The following is a 13,179-nucleotide window of genomic DNA, read 5'->3' as shown; positions in this document are numbered from 1 at the left end:
ACGTATATCCCTGCTGTCGTGGTAGTGTGTGGCAATGACGGGGGCGCCCAGCCGGCCGGACGGCGATGGCGAACCGGGCATCCGTGTCCTTCACGTCGACGACGAGCCGAGCTTTCTCGACCTCGCTGCGACGTACCTCGAACGGCTCGACGAGGAGTTCCACGTCCGCTCCGAGACGGACGTCGAGACCGCCTTGGACGTTCTCGGAGACGACACGGAGCGGATCGACTGTATCGTCAGCGACTACGAGATGCCGGGTGCCGACGGGCTGGCTTTCCTCGAACGGGTCCGCGACCGCGGTTTCGAGGTCCCGTTCGTGCTGTTCACCGGAAAGGGTTCAGAGGAGATCGCGAGCGAGGCGATCTCGGCTGGCGCGACTGATTACATCCAGAAACAGGCCGGCAGCGACCAGTACGCCGTCCTCGCCAACCGCGTTCGGAACGCGGTGGACCAACACCGTGCGCGGCGTGCGCTCGCCGCGAGCGAAGAGCGACTCTCGCGGTACATCGAGCAGTCGCCGCTCGGGACGATAGAGTACAACGAGACGTTTCAGATTGAGCGCGTGAATCCCGCCGGAGAGGAGATCCTCGGGTACGACGAGGCCGAACTCGTCGGCGGAACGTGGCTCCCGTTCGTCCCGCGAGAGATGCACCGCCACGTCGCGGCGCTCGAACGCGACCTGCTCTCCGATAAGGGCGGATACAGCAGCGTCAACGAGAACGTCAGACGCGACGGGGAACGCATCCGCTGTGCGTGGCACAATCAGGTGGTGACAGACGACGACGATGCGGTGATCCGAGTGTTCTCGCAGTTCGAGGACGTCACGGAGGAGACGGAGCGCAAACGAGAGATAGAACGGACGAACGCGGTCCTCTCGACGGTCCTCGACACCCTCCCCGTCGGAATGTTGGTCGAGGACGCGGACAGGCGAGTCATCCGGGTGAACGACAGGCTCTACGACATCTTCGACATTCCGGGCGACCCCGTCGACGCGCAGGGGCGCGACTGCGAGCAGTTCGCGATCGAGATAAGCGAACTCTTCGCCGATCCTGAGGGGTTCGTCGAGCGGATCGACGCGATCCTCGCCGACCGCGAACCTGTCGAAGGGGAACGGATCGACCTGGCCGACGGCCGGACCCTCCGCCGGACCTACCGACCGATCGACCTGCCGGAGGGAGACGGACACCTCTGGGCCTATCGGGACGTGACCGACCGGTCCGGCGGATGAGACGCGACGCCGGCAGACTCGCACGACCCGCTGGTTGATCAGTCGTCCGACCTCCCAGTGACGAGCACGTGGCAGTCGCGACAGCGCGCCTCGTAGGACTCCGCCGCGCCGACGAGGATCGTGGGATCGTCGGCGTGGGCGGGGGCTCCGTCGATGAGCCGCTGGTTCCGCGAAGCCGGCTCGCCGCACTCCGAACAGACGGCCTGCAGCTTGTCGACGTACTCCGCGGTCGCCATCAGCTGCGGGAGCGGTTCGAACGGCTCGCCGCGGAACGTCTGATCGGTCCCCGAGACGATCACGCGGCTGCCACCGTCGGCCAGCGTCTCGCAGACGTCGACGAGCGCGTTCGAAAAGAAGTTCGCCTCGTCTATCGCGATCACCTCCGCAATCGGTCTGTCGTCGAGGATGTCGCGCGGTCCCTCACCCTCGTTGTCGACCACCGTCGCCTCCCACTGTCGACCGGCGTGGCTCCCGATCGTCGTCTCGCCGTACCGGTCGTCGACCGCCGGCGTGAATACCCCGACAGACCGTCCGGCGATCTCGGCGCGCCGGAGACGACGGAGCAGCTCCTCGGTCTTCCCGGAAAACATCGACCCCGAGATGACCTCGATCCACCCGGATCGAGTGATGGCGTGCATGCACGTAGCGGGACGACACGCCGACTAAACCGTTTCTCTCCGTCGCTCTCGCCGCGCTCACGCCGGCCGAGTTAGACCGCGGTCGGCCTCAGACCCCGGCGGCTGCGACGATGAGGACGGCGGCGACGACGACATACGCCGCGGCCGCGAGCGCCCAGTCGCGACGGATCGGTGCGAGCCGCTGCCGCGGGAGCCCCTCCGCGCGCGGGAGCGGAACGAGCGCGAAGAAGCCGACCATCAGCGCGAGCATGACTGGGGCGGCGACGACGGCCGCCGCGGGCGTTCCGATGCCGAGGACCGCCCGCGCTGCGGCGACCAGTCCCACGAACAGGATGCCGGACCCGCCGCCGGCGACGTAGTGGACCCACGTCGCGAGCCGCCCCGGCGCGTCTCCGACCGGAACGCCGGTGAGGACGCCCGCGGCGACCCGCGGCGCGGTCGTCCCCTCGGGAAGCCGAGGCATAACGCGGTCCATCGCCAGCGTGGCGAGCAGTCCGACGACCGGTCCGACCACGAGTCCGCCGAGAAGCGAGAACGGTGCCATACGAACGGTACGGACGGCGAGGGTTTCAGCCCGTCGCCGGGAGGAGGCGAGCGCGGCCGCGACGCCGCGGACGCCGGACACGGGCGTCGGTCAGTCGCTCCGCGGAACGACCTCGTCGCCGCCGATCACGACCCGCGAGACGTCCGCCTCGCCCGCCCGACGGACGATCGCGCGGACGAGGTCGTGCGCGCCGGCGAGATTGTCGGAGTCGCCGTCGAGCACGAGCAGGTCGGCGTCTCTCCCCTCCGCTATCACGCCGCAGTTCAGCCCGCCGATCGCCGCGCCGTTGACCGTCGCCATCCGGAGCACCTCGCGAGCGGGGAGGTCGGCGAGCTTCGCCGCGAACTCCATCTCTCGGAACATCGACGGCGAGTCCAACATGACGTTGTCGGTCCCGAGCGCGACGGTCGTCCGGTCTGTGAGGTCGCGGATCGGCGGCACGCCGACGTTCGTCACGAGGTTCGACCGCGGGCAGACAACGACGGGGGTGTCCCGGTCCGAGAGCCGATCGAGGTGGATCGGCTCGGCGTGGACCATGTGGACGAGGAAGTCGGGGTCGAGATCCATCGCCGGGTTGATGTCGTCCGCGTCGCGCTCGCCGGCGTGGATGCCGAACAGCTTGCCGGCCTCGCGGGCCTCTGATCGGACGGCGTCGAAGTCGGCGTCGCGGGCACCCGACGCGCCGTAGCCGTCTGCCACGTTGAGCACGTCGGGATCGTCGCGGCCGAAGACGACGGGTTCGATCGCGCGCTCGCCGAACGCGACGTCCTCGCCCGCGATCGCGCCCCGAAGCGCGGCGACGCCCGCGACGCCCCCCTCGCGGAATTCGAGGAACGTTCCGGTCCCCGTCGACTCCATGTACCGGAGGGTGCGGGCCATCGCGGCGACCTTCTCCTCGTGGGTCGCAGCGCGCAGCAGTCGGTGTTTCAGCCCGTCCGGCGGCGCGACGAGTTCGTCGAGCGTGAGCCCCTCGCCCGCCTCCTTCGCGATGGAGTCGCCGATGTGCGTGTGCGCGTTGACGAACGCCGGGAGGATCACGTCGTCGGAGTCGACCGCCGTCGCGTCGATCCGGACGATCTCGCCGTCGGCGACGACGACCCGTCCCTCGACGGGGTCGAAGTCGGGACCGCGGAGGATCGTCCCTTCGAGGTGCATACCCGAGGGTGACCAGCGCGGGATTAAAACGTCACGGCACGGATCGCCCTCGAACGCGCCCGACAGTCTCAAAACTCGTCGAGCGTCGTCGGCATCGCCCGCCTGCCTTCTGTCACGAGCGCGTCGGGATCGAGTCCGAGCACGTCGGCCGCGGCGCGCCCGACGCGATCGGTCGCGGGCTCCGGCGCGTACACGCCGAGCCGCCACTGGTTGCGCTGGGCGGTTCGGAGCGCCGACACGAGCGGCGACTGCCGCTCCAGCCGACGGACGTCGCCGTTGACCGTGACCCGCGCTGTCGACTCGCGCATCGACGGTTCCGGCGGAGCGTCGAGGACGACGTGCTCGCGGTCGACGCCGGCTGCGGCGGCGATCTCGCGTTCGAGCGCCACTTCGTCGCCGTGAGACGCGTCGTGTACCCGGTCGGGGACGTCGCCGTATTCGGCCCACACCGCGCGCTTGTACAGGTCGCGCTCGTCGTACCGCCGGGAGATGTCCGCGGTGACCGGACAGTCGCGGATCGCGGCGAGGAAGTCGTGGTCGTCCATCCGGCGCAACTCGGACGCGGTCGTCGCCGTCTCGGCGAGCAGGTCGCTCGCGGCGCGGCGCAACATCGCCTTGGAGATCCGCGCGACCGGATGCGTGTAGACGACCGGATTCATCAGTGCCCGGGCGAGAAGCAGGCTCTCTGCGGTCTGCACGTTCCCCTCGTCCAACACGAGCGTCGGTCCACCGTCGTCCCGGCCGTCGAACACGCCCCGATCGTCGAGCCCGCTCCGATCGGCTCCGTCTCGGCCTCCGCCGTTCGCCTCGTCCGCGAGCGTCGCGAACGTCAGCTCGCGGACGAACCGCTCCGTGTCGATGGTACCGTACGGGACGCCGGTGTGGTAGGCGTCGCGGACGAGGTAGTCCATCCGGTCCACGTCGAGTTCGCCCGAGACGAGCTGACCGTACGTCCCCTCGCCGGCGACGAGCCCGGCGATCCGTTCGGGGTCGAGGCCGTGGTCGCGGAGCACCTCGCCGACCGCACCGCTCGCGAGGAGTTCGTCGACGTCGTCGTGGTACTTTCCAGTCCGCCGGTGTGTAAGCGCTTCGAGGTTGTGACTGAAGGGTCCGTGTCCGACGTCGTGAAGCATCGCGGCCGCCTCGATCCGGTCGGCTTGCACACCCTCGATACCGAGGTGATCGAGCGCGCGGCTGGCGAGGTGGTAGACGCCGAGGCTGTGCTCGAACCGCGTGTGGTTCGCGGAGGGGTACACGAGCTGGACCGTCCCGAGCTGTTTGACGTGCCGAAGCCGCTGGACCGCGGGCGTATCGAGGAGGTCGGCTGCGACACCGTCGATTTCGATGTGATCGTGGACGGTGTCTTTAACCGTGATCATGGGACACCCTTCGGCGGCACTAGATAAAAACCGGCGGCACGAGACGAAGCCAGCGATACGAGACGAAGCCAGCGATACGAGACGAAGCCAGCGATGCGAAACGAAGCCCGCCGGAATACCCAGGTCCGCGCGACCGTCGACCGGACGCCGGTACGATTTATGAACCACCTCGTTGAACCGTCGACCATGTACGACGTGCTCGTTGGGATCGACAACGCCGACGACGGTCGCGCGACCGCACAGGGTGACGCCATCGCCGACCTTCCGGCGCGCGCAGACGCGGTGACCGCACATCTCTGTCATGTGTTCCGAGACAACCCGGAGGGGGCGTCGGTCCACCAGATCGCGGCGGTCAGACGGGCGCGAGAGGCACTGGAAGACGCCGGGGTCGACTGCGTTCACTACGAGGCGAGCGGCGATCCGGCCGACGAACTGCTCGCGGCGGCCACGGACATCGATGCGGACGCGATCTGCGTCTCCGGGCGGAAGCGTCGCCCCTCAGGGAAGGCCGTCTTCGGGAGCGTGACCCAAGACGTGATACTCGGTGCCGACGTGCCCGTGATCGCCGTCCCGGCACCGAGCGAGCCCTGAGCGACGGGAAACCCGGACCCGATCGCTGTACCCGCCGCGTCGACGCGTTCGACCGTCAGCAGTCTCCCGGTCCGACCGCGGGTTCCGTCATCGAGGTCACTCGTCGACGATCTCGATGCCGAGCCGCTCTTCGAGCGCGCGGACCACGGAGCCGCCGACGCCGGCGGTTGCGGCGCGGCCGTCCTCGACGGCGAAGACGTCGTCGTCGTCGACATCGAGCTCCTCCGCGAGTTCCTCTACCGTCAGGCCGGCGTCTCTGCGGGCCGCCGCCACGTCGTCGCCGTATCCGGAGACGAGGTACGGGAGGCGATCCGACTCGTAGTTGGTTCCGCCCTCCTCCCAGTGTTTGGAATCCCCCGCCGCGGAGTCGTACATCTTGGCCTGCTTGCGGGCTAACTCCTTCTTCCGGCTCTCGGTCCCACTCGTCCCGGCGCTCGCGCCGCCCGGGCTGCCGCTCGTGTTCCCGCTGCCGCTCGATCCGCCGCGACCGCCGGGCGCGTTCCCGGCGTCGTCGTGCGGGCGGCAGTCGGAGCACACGAGCAGCTTCGCGCCGGCGACCGTCGCCCGCTCGAGATCCGTGGTCTCGCGCCCGCAGAGTTCACAGGCGTCTCCGTCGTCGCCGCCGCCGCCGCCGCCCGTCGAGTACTTCGCCATACCGCACGTAGAGACCCCGACCGTTAAAAAGTCGTGGAGGCCGCGGTCGGCGGGGACCGTTCACGCGTCGGCCGGCCCGAGGTATCCCCACGCCTGGAGCCGGTCGCCGTCGCCGTCGACCCAGCGCTCGCCGATGTCGTCGCGGTAGTACATGTTTGGCATCACGACGTCGTCGATCCGGTCGTACGCCTGCTCCCGTGCTGTCTGCATCGTCTCGCCCTTACCGGTCACGACGATCGGCATCCCGTTGCCGCCCGCGACGCGCCACTGCCCCTCGACCTGCTTTGCGTCCTCGATGTGGATCCCGTCTCGACTCTCGGTCTGGAAGACGACGGCCGCGTTCCGGGAGTTCTCGTCGTACGTCTTCTCGTCGTCGAACGGGAACGGCGGGAGGACGACCCGCACCGCGATCTGATACCCGTTGTGCACCTCTACGTCTGGCCTGTTGCCGTGTGCGAGATCGGAGAAGAACTCCCCGGTAGACGACTCGATCGACTCTTCCTGCAGCGCGATGGTCGGGTAGCCGAACCGCGGTGTGAACTCAAGCGATTCGACATGTGCGAAGAAACTTTTTCACATTCACAATGGTGGTTCTTTTTGCCGCGTTTCACACGGGGTAAGTAGCCACATTTTTATTCGCGGTCGGGCAAGCTTATTCCGAAGACGTATGTCTCACGAATCCACTCGCGGCACGTATCTGAACGGATCGGAGGAGTCCCTGTGATGTCTGGGGTCCGCAACGACTGGTGGCCGAACCAGCTCGAGTTAGACCTTCTCGACGAGCACGCCGGGAACCCGGGACCGCTCGACGAGGAGTTCGACTACGCCGAGGCGTTCGAAGAACTCGACCTCGATGAGGTGAAAGCCGACATCGAAGACGTGATGACGACGTCACAGGACTGGTGGCCGGCCGACTACGGCCACTACGGTCCGCTCTTCATCCGGATGGCGTGGCACAGCGCCGGGACCTACCGGACGCACGACGGTCGCGGCGGCGCGTCCGGCGGACGACAGCGTCTCCCGCCGCTCAACAGCTGGCCGGACAACGTCAACCTCGACAAGGCTCGGCGGCTGCTCTGGCCGGTCAAACAGAAGTACGGTCGCAAGCTCTCGTGGGCCGACCTGATCGTCTTGACCGGGAACGTCGCCCTCGAATCGATGGGCTTCGAGACGTTCGGCTTCGCGGGCGGCCGCGAGGACGACTTCAAACCCGACGACGCCGTCGACTGGGGGCCAGAAGACGAGTGGGAGTCGATGTCGGCGGAGCGGTTCACCGAGGAGGGCAGCCTCGACGACGCGCTCGGGAACACCGTCATGGGCCTCATCTACGTGAACCCGGAAGGCCCGAACGGCGAGCCGGATCTTGAGGGGTCCGCGGACAACATCCGCGACACGTTCAGCCACATGGCGATGAACGACAAGGAGACGGTCGCGCTCATCGCCGGCGGCCACACCTTCGGGAAGGTCCACGGGGCCGACTCCGGCGACAACCTCGGACCGGAACCCGAGGACGCCCCGATCGATCTGCAGGGGCTCGGCTGGGACAACGAGTTCGGCGAGGGGAACGGCCCCGACACGATCACGAGCGGTATCGAGGGGCCGTGGAACACCACGCCGACCGTCTGGGACCTGAGCTACGTCAACAACCTGCTCAGCTACGAGTGGGAGCCGGAGAAGGGTCCCGGCGGCGCGTGGCAGTGGACCACGAAAAACGACGAACTCGACAACGCCGCGCCCGGCGTTCAGGACCCCTCGGACAAGGAAGACGTGATGATGCTCACGACGGACGTGGCGCTGAAACACGACGACGATTTCCGAGCGGTCTTAGAGGAGTTCCGTGACGACCCCGAGGAGTTCCAGGAGTCGTTCGCGAAGGCGTGGTACAAGCTCATCCACCGCGACATGGGTCCGCCGGAGCGGTTCCTCGGCCCCGAGGTCCCCGAAGAGACGATGATCTGGCAGGACCCGCTCCCCGAGGCCGACTACGAGGTCGTCGGCGAGGCGGAGATCGCCGACCTCGAAGACCGAATTTCGGAGTCCGACCTCTCGATTTCAGACCGTGTCAAGACCGCGTGGGCGTCCGCCTCCACGTTCCGTCACAGCGACAAGCGCGGCGGCGCGAACGGCGCGCGCATCCGCCTCGAACCGCAGCGGAGCTGGGAGGTCAACCAGCCCGACCAGTTGGCGTCGGTGATCGAGACCTACGAGGCGATCCAAGCCGAGTTCAACGACTCGCGCGACGACGACGTCCGGGTGTCACTCGCCGACCTCATCGTTCTCGGCGGCACCCTCGCCGTCGAGCAGGCCGCCGCCGAGGCCGGTCACGACGTCGAGGTACCGTTCGAGCCGGGACGCGTCGACGCCACGCAGGAGCAGACCGACGAGGAGTCCTTCGAGGTGCTGGAACCGGAAGTCGACGCCTTCCGCAACTACCTCGGTGAGGACCTGCCTCACGAGCCGGAACACGAGATGGTCGACCGAGCAGAGCTACTCCAGCTGTCCGTCCCCGAGCTGACGGTGCTCCTCGGCGGGATGCGCGTCCTCGACGCGAACTACGACGACTCGGACCACGGCGTGTTCACCGACGCGCCCGAGACGCTGACGAACGACTTCTTCGTCAACCTGCTCGACTTCGACCGCGACTGGGAGCCCGTCGACGAGGATGAGCAGATCTTCGAGCTCCGCGACCCCGAGACCGGCGAGGTCGACTGGACCGCGACCCGGCTCGATCTCATCTTCGGTTCGAACTCCCGTCTCCGCGCCGTCGCCGAGGTCTACGGTGCCGAAGACGGCGAAGAGAAGTTCGTGCAGGACTTCACAGACGCGTGGAGCAAGGTCATGACGCTCGACCGCTTCGACCTCTAGGCGGTCGGCGCTGACGCTGACGGACTCGCGGTGGTCGGGCGTGTCCCGACCGGTCGATCACGCGACCCGATTTTTCAACTCGTCGCCGGCGTCGAGTCGGTCGACATTCTCCGCGAGGATCTCCGCCACACGGTCGTAGTAGTGCGGTGTGTGGCCCGCGTTGTGCGGCGTGATCGTGACGTTGCTGAGTCCCCACAGCGGGTGGTCCTCGGGCAGCGGCTCGGGGTCCGTGACGTCGAGGGCCGCCCCGCCGATTCGGCTGTTCCGGAGGTCGGAGACGAGCGCGTCGGTGTCGACGATCGGACCGCGTGCGACGTTGATGAGGATCGCGTCCGAGCGCATCGTGCGGAGCGCCTCGGCGTCGACGAGCCCGCGCGTCGCCTCCGTGAGCGGACACGCGAGCACGACGTACTCGGCGTCGGCTATCGCCTCGTGGAACTCGTCGAAGCCGTACACCTCGTCGGTCGGTCCCCCCTTCTCGGGGGAGTAGCGGACGCCGATCGTCTCGGCGTCGAAGGCGTCGAGCCTATCGACGACGGTGCGCCCGATCGCACCGAGTCCGACGACGGCCACCGTGGAGCCGTACACCTCGGTCGTCTCGTAGTTCCGCCACTCGCGGCGAGCCTGCTGGCGGTGGGCCCGCTGCCACTGCCGAGCGTGGGTCACCATCGCGCCGACGACGTACTCGGAGATGTTTGGGCCGTGGACGCCGGAGGCGTTCGTCACCGCGACGCCGTGGTCCGCGAGGGCGTCCCGCGGAAGGTGGCCCGTCCCCGCGAACACGCAGGCGAAGAGTTCGAGATTCTCGGCGGCCGCCAACTGCGACTCGTCGATGTGGAGTCCGACGGCGATCCGAGCCGTTTCGAGCAGCTCGCGCTCCTCGTCTGGCGTCCGCGCCATCGCGACCGTGCTCTCCGGGAGGCGCTCGCGGATCGCCGCGGTCAGGTCGCGGGCGTCCGAACCGTGGATCGTCTGTCGCAACACGACGACGTCGGGGTCGCTCTCGCTCATGGCGATGGACTCGCTGCAGCGGATAAAAAGCGTGGTCGTTCGGCGAAGAGTGCCGGTTTCCGGTACCCCGACGGTCGATCGGAGCGCAACATCGGCTGTCTACGGTTCTGTTCCCCTGGATCGCAAGCGGAAGACCACACAACGATAGCTTCAACTTTGTCGCGACAGTCAGTCTTCACACGCCCCGTGGCGGAGGATATCGCCGAGTCACGCGCGAGTCGGTCTGCGCGAACCGGCGGGCACTCACCGCCCGACCCGCCCTCGGACCGCCGAGGGCACACGACCGTTGGGGCGATAGCACACATCGCGGTGGGATGGCAGAGCGGCCTATTGCGCCTGCCTTGAAAGCAGGTAGCCTCACGGCTTCCTGGGTTCAAATCCCAGTCCCACCGTAGTGCACGCGGCGCATCTTCGCGACTCGAGAGAGGACCGTCCACGCTGTTTCGCGTTTTATGTAACCATTCATGGTTACGCCATGGTACAGTGCTACTGAGACGAACGATCCCGCGGCGGGCCGATATTCTGCCTGAACTGCGAGCGTACCACTCACCAGTTGGAAAATCAGTGGTATTCTCCTCCAGTGACGTGTGGTATCAGGTGCCGCATTATCTTTAACAGGTTTCCGGCACATGTTGGTAACAGGTGATACAACGATGAGCTACGAACTCGATCCGTTGCCGTACGACTACGACGCGCTGGAGCCGCACATTTCCGAGCAGGTGCTCGAATGGCATCACGACACCCATCATCAGGGGTACGTGAACGGGTGGAACGCCGCTGAAGAGACACTCGAAGAGAACCGCGAGGCGGGCGACTTCTCGTCGTCTGCCGGCGCGATCCGGAACGTGACGCACAACTCGTCGGGGCACATTCTGCACGACCTGTTCTGGCAGAACATGAGCCCCGAGGGCGGCGACGAGCCCTCGGGCGAGTTGGCCGATAGAATCGAGGAGGACTTCGGCTCGTACGAGGCGTGGAAAGGCGAGTTCGAGGCCGCGGCCTCGGGCGCGAGCGGCTGGGCGCTGTTGGTGTACGACACGTTCTCGAACCAACTGCGCAACGTGGTCGTAGACAAACACGACCAGGGCGCTATCTGGGGCGGTCACCCAATCCTCGCGCTAGACGTGTGGGAACACTCCTACTACCACGACTACGGCCCCGCCCGCGGCGAGTTCGTCGACAACTTCTTCGAGGTCGTCGACTGGACCGAACCCGCCGCCCGCTACGAACAGGCCGTCGAACTCTTCGAGTAATCGGGTTCCGCGCACGACGCGCGTTGAGTTCTGCGTTTTTTGCTGTGTTGTCCGAGAGTGACGCCGCTCGCGGAGCGACAGCGACGCCGGGCCACAAGTGTGTGAGAAACAGTCGGTGGACCGAGACCGGGCCGACGTTCGGTGGATGAGCGACGCTACTCGTCGACGGTGACGTCCTCGATCTCGACCGTGTCACGCGGTTCGTCGCGGCGGTCGGTGGGGAGGGAACCGATCTCCTCGACGACGTCCATCCCGTCGATGACCTGCCCGAAGACGGCGTGTTTTCCGTCGAGGTGCGGCGTGGCGTCGAGCGTGATGAAGAACTGCGAGCCGTTGGTGTTCGGTCCGGAATTCGCCATCGAGAGGATACCGGGACCGTCGTGGGTCAACTCGTCGTGGAACTCGTCGTCGAACTGGTAGCCGGGGCCGCCGCGGCCGTTCTCCTGCGGGTCGCCGCCCTGAATCATGAAGTCGTCGATGACGCGGTGGAAGACGCCGCCCTCGTACAGCGAGTCGCCCCGCGTCTCGCCCGTCTCGGGATCCTCCCAGGTGTTCGTGTCGCGAGCGGGGTCGGCGTCTGCGGCGGGGTCGTGACGCGCCAGCCCGAGGAAGTTCTCCACCGTCTTCGGGGCGCGGTCGGCGAACAGCTCGACGAGGATGTCGCCGTGATTCGTCTGAAGCGTCACCTGCGGATTGTCGGGATCGGAAACGTCTCGTGCCATGTCCACAGGGAAGACCGCACGCCGGAAAACCCTACCCATATCGAGCGTGCCGCGAACGCTCGATGGGCACCACGTTGGCGTTCTGTTCGTGGATTCTAACACTGTGTACCATCGAATCTCCGGGATTCTTTCGACAGAATAGCGAGGTCTCCACAACAACTTCCTGTGGCGTTCATCCACATACGCGCGTTCGACGAACGTCCTGTCGTCCGTGTTGTGGCGACGACACCGTCGGGACGTTGTGTGCGCAATATCGAATTCAGTGCTGTCGATTGCCGCGTGAAATTCCGCGGCCGCATCTCGGTGGAGCCTTTCGTGTCAATACCACAATACTCATATAAAGAAGCATAAATGTGAACTAAATTTTATTATGGGTTCCGTAGAGTACAGTGTGTATGGCAATTTGCTCTGAGTGTGGTTCCACGATCAACACAAATCAGGACTTTTGCCGGGAGTGTGGTGCAGAAATAACTGAGGCTGGTGGTGTCACTGCCGAGGATGACGGAGACGTGTTCCTCCATCTTGAGGGGAAAGATACGCCATTGCGAGCCAGTCGGATCCGCTACCACCAAGGTGGCGGCGAGTGGGTGACAGTCACGCTGAAAGATGGGGCTGTTCGGATTTACCCACAAAACAACGTCGAGTACATCGAAGGCGGTAGCGTCGGCGTAATGGGCCAGGGCATCCGTCCGGTCGCCTCGAAACACGAGGTCAAAGAAGTGAATTCGTTCAGCAAGGCTGCACAGCTCCTCGGTAACCTCGGAAATTAATCTCAACATATATGTCATTCTACTGTCCAGAATGCGGAACGGAAGTGACGGACGGAGTGAAGTGCCCAAGCTGTGGGCACATGGACGAGGAGTGTGGCGAATGTGGTGGCCTTGTGGGCACGGACACATGGTACTGCGTCGAGTGTGACGCGCCGCGAGCGTACTGTCCTGATTGCGGAAAGCAATTGGATGATGAGGGGTGCCCCCACTGTGGGTCACAGCGCCCACCTGTGTGTGAATCCTGCCGGGCTCGTGTTGAAAAAGATGACGTCATTTGTGACTCATGTGGACACAATCCTGGCGAAAAACTCCGTTCGCGCGCGACCAAAACGCGGTACGTAGGCTACGGCTTGTTCGTCTTGTTCACCC

General features: G+C 66.1%; 12 protein-coding genes, 1 tRNA gene and 1 pseudogene. 6 read left to right on the top strand and 8 right to left on the bottom strand.

Annotation, left to right across the window (positions count from 1 at the left end):
- Positions 1-34 precede the first annotated feature (34 nt).
- Complete coding sequence (locus EP28_RS02075) at positions 35-1,228, top strand: PAS domain-containing response regulator (RefSeq protein ID WP_049982336.1); 1,194 nt, start codon at positions 35-37, stop codon at positions 1,226-1,228.
- A gap of 38 nt (positions 1,229-1,266) precedes the next feature.
- On the opposite strand, the gene EP28_RS02070 is transcribed toward EP28_RS02075, so the two are convergent.
- From EP28_RS02070 to EP28_RS02055, 4 genes are all read right to left on the bottom strand, one after another.
- Positions 1,267-1,866, bottom strand: coding sequence for a thymidine kinase (locus EP28_RS02070; RefSeq protein WP_049982335.1), 600 nt, complete (start codon positions 1,864-1,866; stop codon positions 1,267-1,269).
- Between the two features lie 88 nt (positions 1,867-1,954).
- Positions 1,955-2,410, bottom strand: a complete 456-nt coding sequence (locus tag EP28_RS02065) for a hypothetical protein (protein ID WP_049982807.1) — start codon at positions 2,408-2,410, stop codon at positions 1,955-1,957.
- A gap of 90 nt (positions 2,411-2,500) precedes the next feature.
- The gene (locus tag EP28_RS02060) at positions 2,501-3,565 is read right to left on the bottom strand and encodes an amidohydrolase family protein (protein WP_049982334.1); all 1,065 of its coding nucleotides are present in this window, start codon (positions 3,563-3,565) and stop codon (positions 2,501-2,503) included.
- A 68-nt stretch (positions 3,566-3,633) separates the two neighbouring features.
- A complete protein-coding gene (locus EP28_RS02055; RefSeq protein WP_049982333.1) occupies positions 3,634-4,944 on the bottom strand; it encodes an HD domain-containing protein in 1,311 nt (436 codons plus the stop codon).
- Between the two features lie 186 nt (positions 4,945-5,130).
- On the opposite strand from EP28_RS02055, the gene EP28_RS02050 reads away from it, so the two are divergent.
- The gene (locus EP28_RS02050) at positions 5,131-5,535 is read left to right on the top strand and encodes a universal stress protein (protein ID WP_049982332.1); all 405 of its coding nucleotides are present in this window, start codon (positions 5,131-5,133) and stop codon (positions 5,533-5,535) included.
- A 96-nt stretch (positions 5,536-5,631) separates the two neighbouring features.
- Here EP28_RS02050 and EP28_RS02045 read toward each other — a convergent pair whose 3' ends face one another.
- Both EP28_RS02045 and EP28_RS02040 read right to left on the bottom strand, forming a co-directional pair.
- Complete coding sequence (locus EP28_RS02045; RefSeq protein ID WP_049982331.1) at positions 5,632-6,189, bottom strand: helix-turn-helix domain-containing protein; 558 nt, start codon at positions 6,187-6,189, stop codon at positions 5,632-5,634.
- 60 nt (positions 6,190-6,249) lie between these two features.
- Positions 6,250-6,735, bottom strand: a pseudogene (locus EP28_RS02040) (phosphoribosylglycinamide synthetase C domain-containing protein); the annotation flags it as partial.
- Positions 6,736-6,912: 177 nt separating this feature from the next.
- On the opposite strand from EP28_RS02040, the gene katG reads away from it, so the two are divergent.
- Positions 6,913-9,054, top strand: coding sequence for a catalase/peroxidase HPI (gene katG, locus EP28_RS02035; RefSeq protein ID WP_049982330.1), 2,142 nt, complete (start codon positions 6,913-6,915; stop codon positions 9,052-9,054).
- Between the two features lie 57 nt (positions 9,055-9,111).
- Here katG and EP28_RS02030 read toward each other — a convergent pair whose 3' ends face one another.
- Positions 9,112-10,065 (bottom strand): D-2-hydroxyacid dehydrogenase, encoded by a 954-nt coding sequence (locus EP28_RS02030; RefSeq protein ID WP_049982329.1) that lies wholly within the window; start codon positions 10,063-10,065, stop codon positions 9,112-9,114.
- Between the two features lie 308 nt (positions 10,066-10,373).
- On the opposite strand from EP28_RS02030, the gene EP28_RS02025 reads away from it, so the two are divergent.
- Positions 10,374-10,457 (top strand) — tRNA-Ser (locus EP28_RS02025).
- Positions 10,458-10,718: 261 nt separating this feature from the next.
- Positions 10,719-11,318, top strand: a complete 600-nt coding sequence (gene sod, locus EP28_RS02020; protein ID WP_049982328.1) for a superoxide dismutase — start codon at positions 10,719-10,721, stop codon at positions 11,316-11,318.
- A gap of 155 nt (positions 11,319-11,473) precedes the next feature.
- On the opposite strand, the gene EP28_RS02015 is transcribed toward sod, so the two are convergent.
- A complete protein-coding gene (locus tag EP28_RS02015; RefSeq protein ID WP_049982327.1) occupies positions 11,474-12,040 on the bottom strand; it encodes a peptidylprolyl isomerase in 567 nt (188 codons plus the stop codon).
- Between the two features lie 395 nt (positions 12,041-12,435).
- On the opposite strand from EP28_RS02015, the gene EP28_RS02010 reads away from it, so the two are divergent.
- On the top strand, positions 12,436-12,810 hold the full coding sequence (locus tag EP28_RS02010; protein ID WP_049982326.1) for a zinc-ribbon domain-containing protein: 375 nt from the start codon (positions 12,436-12,438) through the stop codon (positions 12,808-12,810).
- The last annotated feature ends 369 nt before the right edge of the window (positions 12,811-13,179 follow it).

The sequence above is a fragment of the Halorubrum sp. BV1 genome (assembly GCF_000746205.1).
Classification (GTDB): Archaea; Halobacteriota; Halobacteria; order Halobacteriales; family Haloferacaceae; genus Halorubrum.
Note: the sequence above shows the minus strand (reverse complement) of the source record. Positions and strands in the feature narration are given on the sequence as shown.

Excerpts from the sequence above, each read along its gene's own strand:
- EP28_RS02075 (WP_049982336.1), top strand. The coding sequence starts at position 35 with ATGACGGGGGCGCCCAGCCGGCCGGACGGCGATGGCGAACCGGGCATC.
- EP28_RS02055 (WP_049982333.1), bottom strand. The coding sequence starts at position 4,944 with ATGATCACGGTTAAAGACACCGTCCACGATCACATCGAAATCGACGGT.
- EP28_RS02030 (WP_049982329.1), bottom strand. The coding sequence starts at position 10,065 with ATGAGCGAGAGCGACCCCGACGTCGTCGTGTTGCGACAGACGATCCAC.
- EP28_RS02050 (WP_049982332.1), top strand. The coding sequence starts at position 5,131 with ATGTACGACGTGCTCGTTGGGATCGACAACGCCGACGACGGTCGCGCG.
- katG (WP_049982330.1), top strand. The coding sequence starts at position 6,913 with ATGTCTGGGGTCCGCAACGACTGGTGGCCGAACCAGCTCGAGTTAGAC.
- EP28_RS02060 (WP_049982334.1), bottom strand. The coding sequence starts at position 3,565 with ATGCACCTCGAAGGGACGATCCTCCGCGGTCCCGACTTCGACCCCGTC.
- EP28_RS02045 (WP_049982331.1), bottom strand. The coding sequence starts at position 6,189 with ATGGCGAAGTACTCGACGGGCGGCGGCGGCGGCGGCGACGACGGAGAC.
- sod (WP_049982328.1), top strand. The coding sequence starts at position 10,719 with ATGAGCTACGAACTCGATCCGTTGCCGTACGACTACGACGCGCTGGAG.
- EP28_RS02070 (WP_049982335.1), bottom strand. The coding sequence starts at position 1,866 with ATGCACGCCATCACTCGATCCGGGTGGATCGAGGTCATCTCGGGGTCG.
- EP28_RS02065 (WP_049982807.1), bottom strand. The coding sequence starts at position 2,410 with ATGGCACCGTTCTCGCTTCTCGGCGGACTCGTGGTCGGACCGGTCGTC.
- EP28_RS02010 (WP_049982326.1), top strand. The coding sequence starts at position 12,436 with ATGGCAATTTGCTCTGAGTGTGGTTCCACGATCAACACAAATCAGGAC.
- EP28_RS02015 (WP_049982327.1), bottom strand. The coding sequence starts at position 12,040 with ATGGCACGAGACGTTTCCGATCCCGACAATCCGCAGGTGACGCTTCAG.